This window comes from Anaerovorax odorimutans DSM 5092, assembly GCF_000426305.1.
In the GTDB taxonomy this organism is placed as follows: Bacteria; Bacillota; Clostridia; order Peptostreptococcales; family Anaerovoracaceae; genus Anaerovorax; species Anaerovorax odorimutans.
This window is the reverse complement of record NZ_AUFC01000017.1, coordinates 63,544-80,206: the sequence shown is the minus strand read 5'-3', so window position 1 is coordinate 80,206 and position 16,663 is coordinate 63,544. Positions and strand designations below refer to the sequence as shown.

The following is a 16,663-nucleotide window of genomic DNA, read 5'->3' as shown; positions in this document are numbered from 1 at the left end:
AAAATCATTATATCATGACACAAACTGCCAAGCATGATTCAATGATTCTTACCTTACAGCAACGCTGGTTCAATCATAAGAATCATTATATCATGGCACAAGCTGCTAATCAAGATTCAATGATTACTACCTCGTAGCAACGCTGTTTTAATCATAGGAAATATTATAACTTGTATTATAGTTTCTAACAACAAGTTGTTTTATTAAAAAGTGCATCATTTTTAAATGTTATTGTACCGTAATCTCATTGAATTATAATATAACAAATATTTAAAATTTTTACTTACTATTTTAAAATATAAAAAAATTCAAAATAGTCTTGATTAAAAGGAATTATTATAGTATAATTATATAATTGATAAAAATATTATCGTTATATGGGTTAATCTATTTTTGACAACACTTCTTTGATTATTTAGAGAGAGATGTCTCTGATTTTGAAATCCTAAATAAAACAAAGGAGGTTAGTGTTATGGCTGACAAAACAATTGTATGCAAAGATTGCGGGGCAGAATTTATTTTTACTGAAAATGAGCAGGCATTCTACAAAGAAAAAGGATTCGAAAACGAACCACAAAGATGTCCTGAATGTAGAAAAGCAAGAAAACAACAAAGGAATAATCGAAATAGATACTAATAATAATGTTATTTCAAGCATAAAAGTGGATTTAATTAATAATCCACTTTTATTTATATGAGGATTAAATAGGAGGTATTTAATATTAGTAATAAAAAAGATACATTGCGTATTAATGATGAAATTAATAATAAAGAAATCAGGCTTGTTGACATAGATGGTACTATGTTAGGAATAGTATCTACTTTAGATGCATTAGAGTTAGCTTTTCAAAAGGACTTAGATTTAGTGGAAATTTCTCCAAATGCGGTACCGCCTGTATGTAAAATTACAGACTACAATAAAACTATGTATGAAAAGGCTAAAAAAGAAAAAGAAGCAAAGAAAAGCCAAAAGCTTGTAACACTAAAAGAAATAAGATTATCTGCAAAAATAGGAGATCATGATTTAGATGTTAAGGTTAAAAATGCACTTAAGTTTTTATCTGAAGGAAATAAAGTAAAAGCAAGCATCCGTTTTAAAGGAAGACAACAAAAATATACAACGGATGGATTGGAAGTATTTTCAAGATTTGCTGAATCAATAAAGGAAGTTGGGTCTATTGAGAAAGGGGCCGCGCTTGAAGGTAGAATTATGAGTATGATTATAAGCCCTAAAAAGTAATGAATGCTAAATCATACAATTTAATATAAAGAAACTTTGCCCTAGAACTTTTAAGAAAAATTGTAACACCTTGAAAATCAAGGTGTTTTTTTAGGAATGTTTTTATGCAAGATAAATTTAGTAGGTTAGTAAATTTATTTGAGAAGGTTAAAAATTCAAGGTAATACTTCCATCAGATACATTGGATAAAAAGGATTGAGTTGAATTCTTTTCTATCATTATATATATAATGATAGAAGGGAAGATCAAGAGCGTAAAAAAGTTATTAAACTGTAACAAAATTTTAAGCTAAATCTAAATATAAGCACATTTATACTACCTCTGCATATTTTAATATGAGGTGATAATATGTGCGAAAGTGTTGTAATGGTAAATTCAGTTGTTATTGAAAATACCATGCTTTACAATGATCAAGTTGTTTTAAAATATAGAATTGAATATCCACAGTTTACATCAATATCTTTTCAGATGGCATTATACATGATTAATAAATATTATGAAAAAAAAGCCCTAGAATATGAAGAACATTGCAGAATGGAATTATTTGAATTAGTTGTTAAACAATATGAATATTGTATAGAAAATAATTATCCACTACCATTATATGAAAGTATAATAACATATAACATAACATATAATGAGGCTTGTATTATAAGTCTTTATTTTGATAAATATGAATTTACAGGCGGTGCTCACGGTAATACCACAAGGTGTTCTGATACATGGAACTTGCAGAAGTATAAAAGGGTTAAACTTAATCAATTATTTACATTAAATTACAAATTATATATTTTTAGAGAAATAAAAAATGAAATAGAACAAAACCCTAACATTTATTTTGATGATTATAGTGAACTTATTTTAAAAAATTTTAATGAAAATAATTTTTACTGTACACCTGAAGGAGTAGTAATTTATTATCAGCAGTATGATATTGCTCCTTATTCTAGCGGCATTCGAGAATTTTTTATTTCTTACAGTGATTTTGTTATGAATCCTGTTAAAATGTGTTTTCATGAATTTAAATAGCAGCATAAAAAAGGGACAATTAAAATTTTCAATAAAAAAGAAAAGATAGTAAGAAGGTATAACTTATAATTTATATATTTAAAGAAAACACTTAAATTCATAAGAATTTAGGTGTTTTTCTATGAATAGTATTACTTTAGCTTTTCGATCTGATTTTTCTACTAATAGCTGTAATAGAAATGGCCATAAAACATAAAAGTAAAGTTGTGATTACAACTAGGGCTAAAAATATTTTATTTGGTTTTTTTATAAGAGCTATAATACTATCCTCTTCGCAAATAATTTTTCTGCCGTGGGTTTTGCTGTAATATTCAGGAATTACAGGGATACCGTTTTCCTTTGGAAATGATTCTAAATATGAAGCTAAGGCTACCCATTCCTTTAATTCACCGTTTTTTGTATATATTATATGATCTTCATAATTTTCAATTGGCTTTCCGTTTTTATCTCTTGGAATAACAGAAATAAGGCCCTTTGATTTTTCGTCTAAAAAAGTCAGCATTTGCGTTGTGTATAAGCCGGTTACTACCCTATACAGTTTATCATCTTCTATTTCTTTATAAATACCGTTTTCCGGTTCCAATGCTGCTTTTACAACTTTATTTAGTATTAATCGATTAGGATTAAATGTATAAGCAAGACCATTCATAAACAATTGAGACTCTGGCATAAAACTTGGAATTGAAGCATCTATTTCAGCAGTATTCTTTAAATCTTTGCCAGTCAAATAACAACTTATAAGAGGATAACCTATAACGCCATCTTTTCCAATTCCAAGAGAGCTTACATTAAATACATCTGATACTGTAATATTGCCTTTATTGAGAGATGCTCTTATTACCCCTGAAGGAACAATTGATACATCTATTTTTTTATAATTTTCACCCTCAGCTTTTTTTACTGCATAAATATATGAGTCAGCTATAATGTTGCCAAGTGGATATTCTTGCTGTCTTTCAGCAAAAGAAACATAAGGTGTAAATTCATAAGGATTATATGCTAAAACTTGGTCAAATTTATAATCAAATTGCTCTAAGTATGATTTTTGAACTTGTTTTTTTATCTTTTCTAATTCCCCAAGTATAGTTTTATCAGAAGATATATTCCCATTTAAACATATCAGTTCATAATTATCTAAATTAACTTTACCTTTATTTAGAGTAAATTCCATAACTCCTAAATTATGTGAACATTTTCCGCAGGAAGCTATAACCGTATTACCTATAATAATAGGTTGTTCAAGCTTAGTGTGAGTATGAGCACTTATTATAACATCAATATCCGGAACTTTTTTTGCTAAAATCTCATCTTCAGATTCTTTTGGATTTTCATTTGTACCACTGTGAGAGAGACACACAATCATGTCAACATTTTCATTGTTTTTAATTTCTTTTACAATTCTATTAGAGCATTTAATGGGGTCTTCGAATATAAGGTTACTTGTGGGGGAATAAGAAATAGCTTCTTTACCTAAAATACCGAATACAGCAATTTTGAGTCCATTTTTTTTAATTATTTGGTAATCTTTTACTCCGTAATTATCCATAGCTTTTTTTATTTTAGAAGCTTCTTTTGAAGCAGAAGCATTGGATAAGCTTTTTTCCCAATCTATATTACTTATAACTATTGATGGTAAAATCTTACTACTATTTTTAGCAGCATTTAGCATATTAGCAAAGCCTATACCCGTATAGTCAAATTCATGGTTCCCTATTGTAGTAATATCATAATCTAAAGCACCAAGCATTTTAAGTTCTGATGCAGATTCTTGAAAAACAGTTTGATATAAAGTTCCCATGGAAAAATCACCACCATCTAATATTAATGGATGAGGATAAATTTCCTTAACTTGATTAATTACAGTTTTTGCTTTTGCAAGACCGTTTAAATTAGAATGTATATCATGAGAAAAAATAATACAAAGTTTTTCCTGTTTTAGAGTAGAATTTATATTATTTATGCTGATATCCTTTTCAGCAAATGATGTAAAATTTAAAAAAGTAGAAATCAGCAAATTAAATATTATTATAAGGGAACCAAAAATAATTTTTCTTTTTCTATGCAATAGCTGCTTCTAAAGCAATCTTCATCATATCGGTAAAGGTTTGCTCTCTTTCTTGAGCTGTTGTTTCTTCACCAGTAACAAAGTGGTTACTCATGGTACAAATACATAGCGCATTAGCTCCCAGATAAGAGGCATTCATATAAAGGGCAGCTGCTTCCATTTCTACACAAAGTGTACCCATTTTTGACCATTTCTTCCACCAATCTGGTTCCAATTCATAATAAACATCGCCGGAAAGAATATTTCCTGCATGAACTTTAATGCCTAATTTATCTGCTGCATTTTTAGCTTTTAAAACTAAATCCCAGCTAGCTGTAGGAGCGTAGTTCCCATTAACTCCAAAAGCATGAATGTAATTTGAGTCTGTAGAGGTACTAAGTCCTAAAACTACGTCCTTTACTTTTACACTTTCGTGAAAGGCTCCGGCAGTACCAACTCTAATTAAATTCTTTACACCATATTCAGAAATAAGTTCGTAACTATAAATTCCCATAGACGGCATGCCCATTCCAGAACCCTGAACTGATACAGGAACTCCTTTATAGGTACCTGTAAACCCTAGCATACCTCTGATTTCATTATAACATTTTGCGTTGTCCAAAAAATTTTCTGCAATAAATTTTGCTCTTAGAGGATCTCCCGGTAATAGTATAGATTCTGCTATATCTCCTTTTTTTGCTGCATTAATATGTGCTGTACTCATAATAAGTTACCTCCATTATTTTTTGGTATAATTATATCATACCCAAGCTTTATGGCAAATATTTAATTAGTGTTTACATATTCTTATAAGTAATGTATTATTTAATTAAATAATAGCAATTAATAGGTGCTATTATTTTTTGAAAGGAAGATAGAAATGTCCAATTTATCAAAAGAAAATGATTATGAAATCAGAATTGTTACTTCTTTAAAGGATATGCTGAATTCCAGTGTTGACCTTTACAGTAATAGATCTGCTTTTCTTGTAAAAAAGGAAAAAGGCGGTAAATATATAGAAAAAAGTTATAAGCAGTTTAAAGAAGATGTAGATGCTTTGGGAACAAAACTTTTAGAAATGGGGTTAAAAGATTCAAAAATAGCAGTTATAGGAGAAAATTGTTATTCATGGATTGTTACTTATTTCGCTACAGTAAACGGAACAGGGGTAATAGTACCTCTTGATAAAGAACTCAGTCAAGATGAAATATATAATTTAATCAATACTGCAAAATGTGATGCTGTTTTTTATACAAATGGTTATGAAAAGTATTTTAAAGATTTAGATATAAAGTATAAAATTTCTATGAAAGTTTATGAAAATATGCCAGATGATACTGAAGGATTAAAATGGCATGAACTTATAGAAGAAGGTAATAAACTAATAAAAGAAGGAGACCGCTCTTATATAGATACACAAATAGATGCAGAAGAGTTAAGAATTTTACTCTTTACATCAGGAACTACAGGTGCTGCTAAGGCTGTTATGTTGAATCATAGGAATTTAGTCTCTAATATTATGGATACATGTAAGATTGTGGAGATTTTTCCAGAAGACAGAACTCTATCTATTTTGCCGATTCATCATACTTTTGAATCAACTATGGGTATGATGCTGGTTATTTATAGAGGTGCTTCAACAGCATTTTGTGAAGGATTGAAATATGTATCTAAAAATTTAATAGAATCTCAGGCTACGGTATTGATCGGTGTACCTCTTATATTTGAAGCCATGTATGATAAAATTTGGAAGCAAGCTATTAAGTCTGGAAAAGCTGATACTTTGAAAAAAGCAATAAAATTCAATAAAACATTAAAGGCCATTGGTTTTGATATGAGTAAAAGATTCTTTAAAAGTATTTATGCTAATTTTGGAGGAAAACTAAGATTGTTGATAACTGGTGCCGCAGGAATAGATCCCAATGTCTTCAGGGGTTTTGAAGATTTAGGTTTTCGCATATTACAAGGTTATGGGCTTACAGAATGTTCTCCTCTTGTATCGGGTACTCCTTTTTATGGAAATACTTATAAAAAAGCCGGTTCTGTTGGTCCTGCTATCAGACATGGTGAAATTAAAATTGTTAATAAGGATGAAAGTGGAATTGGAGAAATTGCATTTAAAGGTCCAAATGTGATGATTGGGTATTATAATATGCCTGAAGAAACAGCAAAGGTATTAAAAGACGGATGGTTTTATACTGGAGATTTAGGATTTGTAGATTCTGAGGGCTGGCTTTATATAACTGGAAGAAAAAAGAATGTTATCGTTACAAAAACGGGGAAAAATATATATCCTGAAGAAGTGGAATCTTATGTAAATAAAAATAAGTATGTTGAAGAATGTATGATATATGGATCACTTGATGACAATGAAGATACTTTAGTAAGTGTACAAATCATACCAAATTATGAGGCAATATTTGAAGAATTTGGAAAAAGTTTTGATGACGATGAAATCTATTGTTTACTTAAAGAGGAAATTTCAGAAATAAATCAAAAATTCCCTATATATAAAAGAATAAGAAATGTTATTATTCGTAAGGATAATTTTATAAAAACTACTACTAAAAAAATTAAACGGCATAAAAATATATAAATTAAAAACTGCATCAAAAGATAATTATTATGTATTTAATATACTAATATAATTATTCAATTTTGAAGCAGTTTTTTAATTACTTTAAATTTTGTGTAACAGATTCCAGGAAAGTAACTATTCCATTGTCAGCATCTAATCTAACTTTGGTACCCATTGGGATTGAAATATGCGGATAAATATGACCTGCCCTAAAATTATTTATGGTAGGTTTTTTAAATGGCGCGATTACTTCATTAAATATTTGAGTTAATGTTAGATTATCTTCATCTTTTAAATCAGGATCACAGCAGTCCGACCAAGTGCCTAAAATTATTCCTTTGCAGTCTTGAAATTTTCCTGCAAGTGCAAGGGCTGTTAGACCTTTATCCAAACGATAATGTTTTTCATCTACATCTTCAATAAATAATATTTTTCCTTTTGTATCTATTTCATATGGTGAGCCGAGGGTTGCAGTTAATAATGAAAGATTGCCACCTGTTATTATGCCCTCACATTTACCGTGATTAATAATATCAATAGATTCACCGAAAGGAGTTGGAGCATTCCCTATAGGGGTGTCTGTGAAAATATTATCTGTTAAACTTTGTAAGCTAAGTTGATCTAAAGTATTCCAACCACCTGTAGGCATAGGTGCGTGGAGTGTAGCCATATTGCATAGTTTATTTAAAGCTAAATGTAAACCTGTAATATCACTATACCCTAATAAAAGCTTAGGATTATTTTTAATCATTTTATAATCCAGCATGTTAAGTATTCTTGTTACACCATATCCACCGCGAAGACAAAAAATACCATCTATGGAGGAATCAGAAAAAGCATCGTTAACATCTTTTGCTCTTGCTGAATCTGTACCGGAAAGATATCCATGTTTCATATTACATGTAGGAAAGATAACAGGCTCTAGGTTTAAAAACTCTATAGATTTTATGGATATTTCAAATTTTTTATCAGTTACAGGAGAAGAAGGAGCAATCAATGCAACTCTGTCACCTTTCTTTAAAGTTTTTGGTTTTATAATTTTATTTTTTTTATTATTTTTAATCAATATAGAACCTCCTTTAATAATAGACATAATTATAGACTATAGTAAATTATTATATTTAAATTTTTACCGAATTAGAAGAAAAGATGAAAAAATAGGACTAAATAAAGTTTAAATAAATAAGATAAAATTATGGTGTTTCATATATAGATCAGCTATCAAAAGTCAATAAGGGGGTCATTAAGAATGATAGAAAAAAAACATCTTTTAAACTTAATAGATGAAACTGAAAAATGGGCAATAGATATTAGACGTAATTTACATAAATGGCCGGAGCTTTCAAATAAGGAATACAAAACTAGAAATAAAATAGAACGTGAGCTTAATTCTTTTGGAATCTTAACGGAAAGAGTTCTTGAAACTGGATTAGTAGGAATTTTAAAAGAAGAAAAAAATAAATATAAAATAGAAAAAACAGTAGCGATAAGAGCTGATATGGATGCTTTACCAATAGAAGAAGAAAGTAATTGTAATTTTTCTTCCTTGAATAAAAAAGTTATGCATGCTTGCGGACATGATGTTCATATGGCTGTACTTCTTGGAACAGCGAAAGTTTTAAGTTATTTAAAAGAAGAAATTAATGGTAATGTTAAATTTATTTTTCAACCGGCAGAAGAAACCTTTGGCGGAGCTTTGCCCATGATAAAAAAAGGATGTCTTACATTATATAAAACAGAAGATGAAATAAAAAAACTGGATTACATAATAGGTATTCATGTAAAGCCAGAGCTTACAGCAGGTACTATTGGATTAAAGTATGGAAAAGTACATGCTTCCTCAGATATGTTTCGGATTATAGTTAAAGGTAAAAGTTGTCATGGAGCATATCCTGACAGGGGTGTAGATGCTATAGCAATTTCTGCTCAGATTGTATCAAATGTACAAAATATTATATCAAGAAATATAAGCCCTATGGATTCAGGTGTTATTTCTTTTGGTAGTATTCATGGAGGGGATGCAAAAAATATTCTTGCAGATACAGTAATTTTAGAAGGTATTATAAGGGCTTTAGATAAATCCACAAGAGAATTCTTAAAAGATAGATTACTTCAAGTGTCAATATGTACTGCAAAAGCCAATAGAGGTGAAGCAAAAGTAATTTTTGAAGCAGGTTATCCATCATTGATTAATGATGATAAAACAGTTGATTTAGTAAAAAAATCTTTATATGACTTTTATGATTTGGTGAAGAAGGATAACGATTACTTGACAGAAGAATTTAAAATTGTAAATATAAAAAATGCAACTATGGGTGTAGATGATTTTTCTTATTTTCTTGAAGAAGTTCCAGGAGCTTTTTTCTTTTTAGGGAGCGGCTATGAGGATAAAGAGAATTCAGGACTCCATTCATCAAACTTTAATGTGAATGAAGATTGTATAAGAACAGGGATTTTATTAGAAGTGTTATCGTGTTTGAAATTATTAGATACAAAGATTATTTAGTTCTATAGATTTGGTAAATAAGTATAAAATTTTAATAAAGTATTAATAAATTAATACTATAAATATAGAATAAAAGCAAAAAAAATGGTAGAATTAAGTTAATTTTGAAAGATGGAGGAAATAGTTTTTGTGAAAAAAATATTTTTGATTGCTGTATTCAGTATGTTTTTTATTTGTACTTGTTCAGTTTGTGAGGCTTATGAAAAGCCCATTACAGTCAAAGTAAATGATGGAGAGATTATTTTTAATGAGTCTACAGGATTCCCTTATATAACTGATACAGGGAGTACAATGATACCTTTACGTGTTTGCTTGAATTCTATAAATTGTGGGGTAGAATGGGATAAAGAGTCACAGACAGTAAAATCACATAAAGGAGATATTAATGTTGAAATTCCCATAGGAAGAAAAGAAATTTATAAAAATGGAACGACTATTTCTATAAATACTTCTGCGATTATAAAAGATGGTCGATCATATTTACCTCTTCGTACTGTTATGGAAGCTTATGATTATACTGTTGAATGGGACAGCAAAGTAGGTGCTGTTTCAGTAGTATCTAACAGTGAGAAAGATATGTATTCACCATTGAATATTAATGGAGGTAAGACAGGAATTTTCTCACGCAAACAACTCAAATTCAGTGGCTTTGATGGTATTGATGGAGATGTTACTCTTCCTAAGGTTATAATTGCAGAAAAGGGAGATTGCCCTTATGTATATTTTGGTTTCGACTGGGATAATGATGTGGGGAATGTTGAAGGTGGATTTCAGTTTATTGAAGATGAAAATAATCCTAACTATAATAAATGGACAGTATATATGCGTCAAGGGAACGAGTGGCTTTGGGGAGATAATATTTTCTTGGACCAAGGTTCCACCCACCATATAAAATTTTATGGTAAGAAAATTTCAGGAAATCAGGTGGATTTAATTATTGAACTTGATGGAAAAGAAATCATTCGAAAAGTTTCAACAGTAACAGAATTTGATAATGCCTCTGTTAAATCTGTCGTTTCAATGGCAATGTCTAAAGCATTTGATGGCTCAAATTGTATGTCACGGTTAGAGAATGCTAAAATTTCTGATTTAAAAGTATCAGTATTTAATAAGGATCAATATACGGATTTTAATGACTATGAATTATATAGTGAATTTAGGAAACAAGGAGCAAGTGGTATATGGTTCGGAACTGTGGAGTGTATACCTTCATATATACATAATGAATCTGATGGAACAATATCAATATATAAAAGTAAGTAGAAAGTATTGTTATATATATGATGAATAAATAAAGTATTTAAAGATGATGTTTTAAAAATTGAAAAATAAGAAAATAGTCTGTCTGTACATTTAGACCGGGAAGTATTATAAATAAACCACATAAGGTCATAAGATTACTTGATTTATAATAAGAAGCTTTTAATTATGTAAAAGGGCTTGCTTATAAATCTAAACAAGCCAAAAATAGTATTAATTGTACAAGCCGTTTTGAGCCATATAGTTATAAATTTTTTCTCCATGTTCTTGTTCTTCTTTTTGAATATGGTTAAGAGCTTGTCTGATGTTTGGATCTTTGAATTCAAATATTGCAGTATTATAACTAGATGATACATATTTTTCTGTAGAAAGAGCATCAGTACAAAGATAAGAATCTTGCTGTGGATTAGTAGTAGAAATATTTTGTGCTTGTGGCTGCATTTGTGGTTGAGTTTGAGTTTGTGAATTTGACTGTGATTGTTGCTGATTGCTTTGATTAGAATTCATATTTGGAACTGTTCCGTTTAAAATTTGATTGATAGTGTTGTAATGTTCTTGCTCTTTGCCAGATAATTCTTGAAAAAGGGTTTTCAACTGTGGATTTGATGCTTGAGATGCATATTTATTATATTTCTCAACGCAAATCTCTTCATTCTTCTTTTCATCTTGTAACAATGTTATTTCTTTTTGTGTTAATGTATTCATAAAATCACCTCAAAGTTAGTATGAACATTCTTAATTAAAAAATACATTATTTTAGGTAAAATTATCTATAATAATATTAAAATAACTTTTTTATTTTTTCAAAAGAAGTATGAAAAGAATATTCAATATAACAATATATAATACTTTTTAAATGCATTAAAAATAAGATTATTGTGAAATTGTAGTATAATTATTTTAGAATTAAATTTTATAGGCCAATTAAAAAAAGATGGGAGACACTTCCATCTTTTTCTTTAGATTATGTGCATTTAACTTATGCACTATTGTGGGGACGGGTGAGATTAAGCTCTCGCTTTATTGAATCTTCTAGTTAATCTTGAAACTTTTCTTGAAGCTGCATTTTTATGGATAGTTCCTTTTGCAGCTGCTTTCATAAGCTTCTTTTCTGCTAAAGCTAACTTTTCTTTTGCTGTATCAAAATCGTTTTCAGCAATTGCTGCTTCAAAATTTTTGATGATAGCTTTTAGATGAGATTTTACTCTTCTGTTAACTGCAGTCTTTTTGTTGATAACTTTGATTCTTTTTTTAGCTGATTTAATATTTGCCATTTTTTCACCCCACTTTCGTAAATAATCATAATTTAGAGTATATATGAATAGAAAAAAATTTGCAAGGGAAAAATATAAAAAAAGAAATTAGAAAGGAAGAAAAAATATGAATATAAGAACAGATTTAGCTATCGAAAATAAAGAAATGTATGACGAAGAGAATAAAGGAAAGGGTGTTGAAATCTCAGGAGTTGAGGTAGATAAGAAACAATTTGATGAAAATATAAATGTAACTAATATTAAAATTACAGATGAACATGGAAGTCAAGTTTTGAATAAACCTATCGGTAATTATATTACAATTGAAGTTCAAGGATTAGTAGATGAAGCAGACGTTTTAAAAGAGAGTTTAAAAGAAAAGGTTGCTAAGGCTGTGGCAGAAGAATTAAAAAAATTAGTTCAATTTCATTATAAGTTGAAAGTTTTAGTTATTGGACTTGGAAATGATAAAGTTACTCCTGATTCATTAGGACCATATACAGCATCAAAAGTAAAAGTTACAAGGCAATATTTTTTAATTTATGAAGCTGAGGGTGATGAAGAAATGTCTTGTGTCAGTGGATTTATTCCGGGTGTTATGGGAACTACAGGAATGGAGACCGCAGAATTAATCAGAAATGCAGCTGAAATTGCAAAACCTGATGTGATTATAGCTATAGATGCTCTTGCAGCCAGAAACATAGAACGTATAAGTACTACGATTCAAATAAGTGATACTGGAATTTCACCGGGAGCTGGGACAGGTAATATGAGAAAGGAATTAACAAAAGAGACTATTGGATCTAAAGTAGTTGCCATAGGAGTACCTACAGTAATTGATTCAAGGACGTTAATTTTAGATTCCTTATCAGGATTTCTAAAAGATCCTGTAAAAGCAGAAAAATATATAGAAGAAAATGGGCAGGATATGATTGTAACTTCAACAGATATAGATCAGATAATAAAGGATTTTTCTGATATTATTGCAAATGCTATTAATATAACTTTACATCCAGGCATATACTCTTAATATATGCTCTTAAAAAGAGTAGCGTGGAGGAAAAAAGCCAATGAGAAAAGGATTAATTTTGTTTTGTGCTGTTTTTATTCTGACTGGATTTTTTACTATTTCTAGTTTTAATGGAAACAGTGATTCTAAAAAAGCAGAAGCGTCTAACACTAACAGTGAATCAAAGGGAGAAAGCATTGCTAAGTATTGTATTAGCAGCGTTTTTCCCACTGTCAGCAGAGGTGCAGATGAAGAAAGAAAAAGAATGACAGTAAGCAATGCAGATTCAAAAGATAAAACTGATGAAAATACTGAAGAAGATACAAAAGAGTCTTCGGATGTATCCATAGTAGATACTCAAAAAGAAGAATCACCTAAAGCAGCAAAAGCAAACATTGACTACTCGAAACCGGCAGTAATTATTTATCACACACATGCTACAGAATCTTTTCAGCCTGCATCAGAGGGGAATTTTCATTCACTATCAGAAGCAAATACCGTAAGAGAAGTAGGAGATATTTTAACGGCTGAATTAGAAGCAAAAGGTATACAAGTATTACACGATAAAACTATTCATGATTCTCCTTCTTATAATAAATCATATAGCAGGTCGTTAGAGACTATTCAAAATTTGATCGCCAATAATCCTACAGCTAAAGTAATTATTGACTTACATAGGGATGCAGCTGCATATACAGGCAATGCCGGTAAAACAATAAAAATTAATGGAAAAGAAGTGGCAAAATATAACCTTGTTGTAGGAAATGGAAATGAAAATGCTAATAATCTAAAAGTCTTTGCTAATCAAGTTAATGCAAAAGCAGAGGAATTATATCCGGGATTTGGGGGAAGAATTATTGAAAAGGAATATAAATATAACCAATGGGTTTCAAATTATTATCTGCTTTTAGAAGTAGGTAACAATCAAAATAATATTTCTGAAGCTAAACTTACAGCAAAATATTTTGCTGATGTATTGGCAGAAGTTATAAAGGAGATAAAATAAAAACACAATGAGATTAAAAAAAACAATTGTATTTATTTTAGTTTTTATGTCAGTTTTAAGTGTTGTAACTGTTGATTCTGCATACTCTGATATGCTTGATCAAGAAGGGAAATTAATTCCAAATGTTAAACGCTTAAATACTAATTATCTTTCTATTTCCATGTTTGGAAAATCAGAAGAAATAAATATAAAAGAGTTAGAAGAAAATTGGAATAAAATCAGTACTATAGTAGTAAGTAATCTTGATAGTTTCGTAACAAATGTCAGAAAAACTTTTGGTATTGAGAAAGAAGAAATAAATTATGATGCATTTAAACCGCAATTGTTGTAAATGATGAGTTTGGTATGATATAATGATTCCTAAGATTAAAACAGCGTTGCTGCAAGGGTGGAATCATTGAATCATGCATGTCAGTTTGTGTCATGATATAATGATTCCTAAGATTAAAACAGCGTTGCTGCAAGGATGGAATCATTGAATCATGTATGTTAGTTTGTGTCATGATATAATGATTTCTAAGAATAAAACAGTTTTGCTGCAAGGGTGGAATCATTGAATCATGTATGTTAGTTTGTGTCATGATATAATGATTCCTAAGAATAAAACAGCGTTGCTGTAAAGATGGAATCATTGAATCATGTATGTTAGTTTAATGTCATGATATAATGATTCCTAAGATTGAAACAGTGTTGCTGCAAGGCAAAGTGGGAAGCATTTAATCATATGAGTAAGAATATGGTAACATAATTAATGATTCCTACAATTAATACAGCGTCGCTGTATTAAGGGAATCATTAAATTATGTTTTGAAAGTTATAAAACTGATATAATATAATAATTTAATTAGTTTAAAAACTACTTAGCATAAAATAACTATATTTTAAATAAGAAATGGGATAGTTATTTTTCAAGGAGGAAGAATGAATTCATACCAGAAATATATTAGAAATTTTTGTATTATAGCGCATATAGATCACGGCAAATCTACTTTAGCAGATAGAATTATTGAAAAAACAGGACTTGTATCACAAAGAGAAATGAAAGAACAATTTCTGGATAATATGGATTTGGAAAGAGAACGTGGAATTACTATTAAGCTACAAACTACAAGACTTGTTTACAAAGCTAAAGATGGAAATGAATATATTTTTAACTTAATAGATACTCCAGGACATGTGGACTTTACCTATGAAGTTTCTCGAAGTTTAGCTGCATGTGAAGGAGCCATTTTAATTGTGGACGCTACTCAAGGTGTAGAAGCTCAAACTCTTGCTAACGTCTATTTGGCATTAAACGAAGATCTTGAAATTATTCCCGTTTTAAATAAAATAGATTTAGCAAGTGCAAGACCTGATGAAGTAAAATTGGAGATTGAAGATATTATCGGAATAGATGCAGAAGATGCCCCTCTTATATCAGCTAAGGAAGGTATTGGTATAGAAGATGTTTTAGAAGCGGTTGTTGCGAAAATTCCGTCGCCAAGTGGTGATATTAATGGAAAATTAAAAGCATTAATATTTGATTCTTATTACGACAATTTTAAAGGAGTTGTAATTTATGCAAGAGTTTTTGATGGTTCAATAAAGAAGGGCGATATTATTCGTTTGATGAATACAAAGAAAAAATATGAAGTTACAGAAGTTGGCGTTTATGCTCCATCACATATGGCAGTAAAAGAATTAGCAGCAGGTTCTGTTGGGTATATTTGTGCTAGCATAAAACAGGTTTCTGATGCAAGAGTAGGCGATACGATCACTCTTGATAAAGATCCGACACAAACCACATTACCAGGGTATAAAAAAGTACAACCTATGGTATATTGCGGTATTTATCCAGCTGAAGGAGAAAAATATGAAAATGTAAAAGATGCTCTTGAAAAACTTCAAGTAAATGATGCAGCATTTCATTTTGAACCTGAAACATCAACAGCTTTAGGTTTTGGTTTTCGTTGTGGATTTTTAGGCCTGTTGCATATGGAAATAATTGTAGAGCGTTTAGAACGAGAGTTTAATTTGGGAGTTATTACAACATCGCCTAGTGTTATTTATAAAGTTGTTTTAAATGATGGCTCTGTAGAAATGGTACAAAATCCTTCTAATTTACCAAATCCTATGGAAATTGATCATATAGAAGAACCAATTGTGAAAGCGGATATTATGATTCCAAAAGAATATGTGGGAAGTATTATGGAGCTTTGTCAGGAAAGACGTGGAAAAATGATGCATATGGAATATATTACGGAAACGAGAGTTCAGCTTCATTATGAAATGCCTCTAAATGAAGTTATTTATGATTTTTTTGATGCATTAAAATCAAAAACAAGAGGCTATGGTTCTTTAGACTATGAATTTATCCGATACGAAAAATCAAATGTAGTAAAGATGGATATTTTATTAAACAAAGATCTGGTAGACGCATTTTCTATGATTGTGCATGAATCAAAAGCTTATGCAAGAGGTCGATTTGTATGTGAAAAATTAAAAGAAATTATTCCAATGCACCAGTTTGAAGTACCGATTCAGGCATCCATTGGGCAAAAGGTAATTGCAAGAGAAACGGTAAAAGCATATCGTAAGGATGTAATTGCAAAATGTTATGGAGGAGATATTTCCCGTAAAAGGAAACTTCTTGAAAAGCAAAAAGAAGGTAAGAAAAGAATGAGACAGTTCGGCTCTGTTGAAGTTCCACAAGAAGCATTTACAGCTGTTCTAAAATATGATGAAAATAAATAGTTTGT

16 protein-coding genes are annotated in these 16,663 nt (G+C 29.9%); 10 read left to right on the top strand and 6 right to left on the bottom strand.

The genetic code is table 11. The features are described from left to right. Window positions 1–472 precede the first annotated feature (472 nt). The 3 genes from K292_RS0107775 (at window position 473) to K292_RS0107765 (ending at window position 2,269) form a co-directional block, all read left to right on the top strand. Window positions 473–637, top strand: coding sequence for a zinc-ribbon domain-containing protein (locus K292_RS0107775; RefSeq protein WP_027399364.1), 165 nt, complete (start codon window positions 473–475; stop codon window positions 635–637). Window positions 638–742: 105 nt separating this feature from the next. After that, on the top strand, window positions 743–1,240 hold the full coding sequence (gene infC, locus K292_RS0107770; protein ID WP_245570841.1) for a translation initiation factor IF-3: 498 nt from the start codon (window positions 743–745) through the stop codon (window positions 1,238–1,240). Window positions 1,241–1,588: 348 nt separating this feature from the next. After that, on the top strand, window positions 1,589–2,269 hold the full coding sequence (locus K292_RS0107765; RefSeq protein ID WP_051280505.1) for a DUF3298 and DUF4163 domain-containing protein: 681 nt from the start codon (window positions 1,589–1,591) through the stop codon (window positions 2,267–2,269). A 136-nt stretch (window positions 2,270–2,405) separates the two neighbouring features. On the opposite strand, the gene K292_RS0107760 is transcribed toward K292_RS0107765, so the two are convergent. Further along, window positions 2,406–4,334, bottom strand: a complete 1,929-nt coding sequence (locus K292_RS0107760) for a bifunctional metallophosphatase/5'-nucleotidase (protein ID WP_027399361.1) — start codon at window positions 4,332–4,334, stop codon at window positions 2,406–2,408. Next, window positions 4,327–5,037 (bottom strand): purine-nucleoside phosphorylase, encoded by a 711-nt coding sequence (gene deoD, locus K292_RS0107755; protein ID WP_027399360.1) that lies wholly within the window; start codon window positions 5,035–5,037, stop codon window positions 4,327–4,329. The genes K292_RS0107760 and deoD overlap by 8 nt, the downstream gene beginning before the upstream one ends. 156 nt (window positions 5,038–5,193) lie before the next feature. On the opposite strand from deoD, the gene K292_RS0107750 reads away from it, so the two are divergent. Beyond that, complete coding sequence (locus K292_RS0107750) at window positions 5,194–6,909, top strand: AMP-dependent synthetase/ligase (RefSeq protein WP_027399359.1); 1,716 nt, start codon at window positions 5,194–5,196, stop codon at window positions 6,907–6,909. A 79-nt stretch (window positions 6,910–6,988) separates the two neighbouring features. On the opposite strand, the gene K292_RS0107745 is transcribed toward K292_RS0107750, so the two are convergent. Then, window positions 6,989–7,957, bottom strand: coding sequence for a S66 peptidase family protein (locus K292_RS0107745; RefSeq protein WP_051280504.1), 969 nt, complete (start codon window positions 7,955–7,957; stop codon window positions 6,989–6,991). A 183-nt stretch (window positions 7,958–8,140) separates the two neighbouring features. Between K292_RS0107745 and K292_RS0107740 the strand changes: the two genes are divergently transcribed. Together K292_RS0107740 and K292_RS0107735 are read left to right on the top strand one after the other, a co-directional pair. Beyond that, window positions 8,141–9,397 (top strand): M20 metallopeptidase family protein, encoded by a 1,257-nt coding sequence (locus tag K292_RS0107740; RefSeq protein WP_037372806.1) that lies wholly within the window; start codon window positions 8,141–8,143, stop codon window positions 9,395–9,397. Between the two features lie 129 nt (window positions 9,398–9,526). Continuing rightward, complete coding sequence (locus tag K292_RS0107735) at window positions 9,527–10,660, top strand: copper amine oxidase N-terminal domain-containing protein (RefSeq protein ID WP_027399356.1); 1,134 nt, start codon at window positions 9,527–9,529, stop codon at window positions 10,658–10,660. A gap of 210 nt (window positions 10,661–10,870) precedes the next feature. Here K292_RS0107735 and K292_RS0107730 read toward each other — a convergent pair whose 3' ends face one another. Then, complete coding sequence (locus K292_RS0107730) at window positions 10,871–11,362, bottom strand: spore coat protein (protein ID WP_027399355.1); 492 nt, start codon at window positions 11,360–11,362, stop codon at window positions 10,871–10,873. 302 nt (window positions 11,363–11,664) lie between these two features. Then, a complete protein-coding gene (gene rpsT, locus K292_RS0107725; protein ID WP_027399354.1) occupies window positions 11,665–11,931 on the bottom strand; it encodes a 30S ribosomal protein S20 in 267 nt (88 codons plus the stop codon). A 106-nt stretch (window positions 11,932–12,037) separates the two neighbouring features. Here rpsT and gpr point away from each other — a divergent pair, with 106 nt between their 5' ends. The 3 genes from gpr to K292_RS0107710 are packed head-to-tail and all read left to right on the top strand — an operon-like array spanning window position 12,038 to window position 14,256. Continuing rightward, window positions 12,038–12,940 (top strand): GPR endopeptidase, encoded by a 903-nt coding sequence (gpr, locus tag K292_RS0107720; protein ID WP_027399353.1) that lies wholly within the window; start codon window positions 12,038–12,040, stop codon window positions 12,938–12,940. A 40-nt stretch (window positions 12,941–12,980) separates the two neighbouring features. Further along, window positions 12,981–13,925, top strand: a complete 945-nt coding sequence (gene spoIIP, locus K292_RS17845; protein WP_051280502.1) for a stage II sporulation protein P — start codon at window positions 12,981–12,983, stop codon at window positions 13,923–13,925. 7 nt (window positions 13,926–13,932) lie between these two features. Then, the gene (locus K292_RS0107710) at window positions 13,933–14,256 is read left to right on the top strand and encodes a hypothetical protein (protein ID WP_027399352.1); all 324 of its coding nucleotides are present in this window, start codon (window positions 13,933–13,935) and stop codon (window positions 14,254–14,256) included. On the opposite strand, the gene K292_RS18600 is transcribed toward K292_RS0107710, so the two are convergent. Continuing rightward, window positions 14,237–14,506: a hypothetical protein gene (locus K292_RS18600; RefSeq protein ID WP_156900502.1), complete on the bottom strand. Its 270-nt coding sequence runs from the start codon at window positions 14,504–14,506 to the stop codon at window positions 14,237–14,239. The two genes, K292_RS0107710 and K292_RS18600, sit on opposite strands and share 20 nt — an antisense overlap. A gap of 340 nt (window positions 14,507–14,846) precedes the next feature. Between K292_RS18600 and lepA the strand changes: the two genes are divergently transcribed. Next, window positions 14,847–16,658, top strand: coding sequence for a translation elongation factor 4 (gene lepA / locus K292_RS0107705; protein ID WP_027399351.1), 1,812 nt, complete (start codon window positions 14,847–14,849; stop codon window positions 16,656–16,658). Window positions 16,659–16,663: the final 5 nt, after the last annotated feature.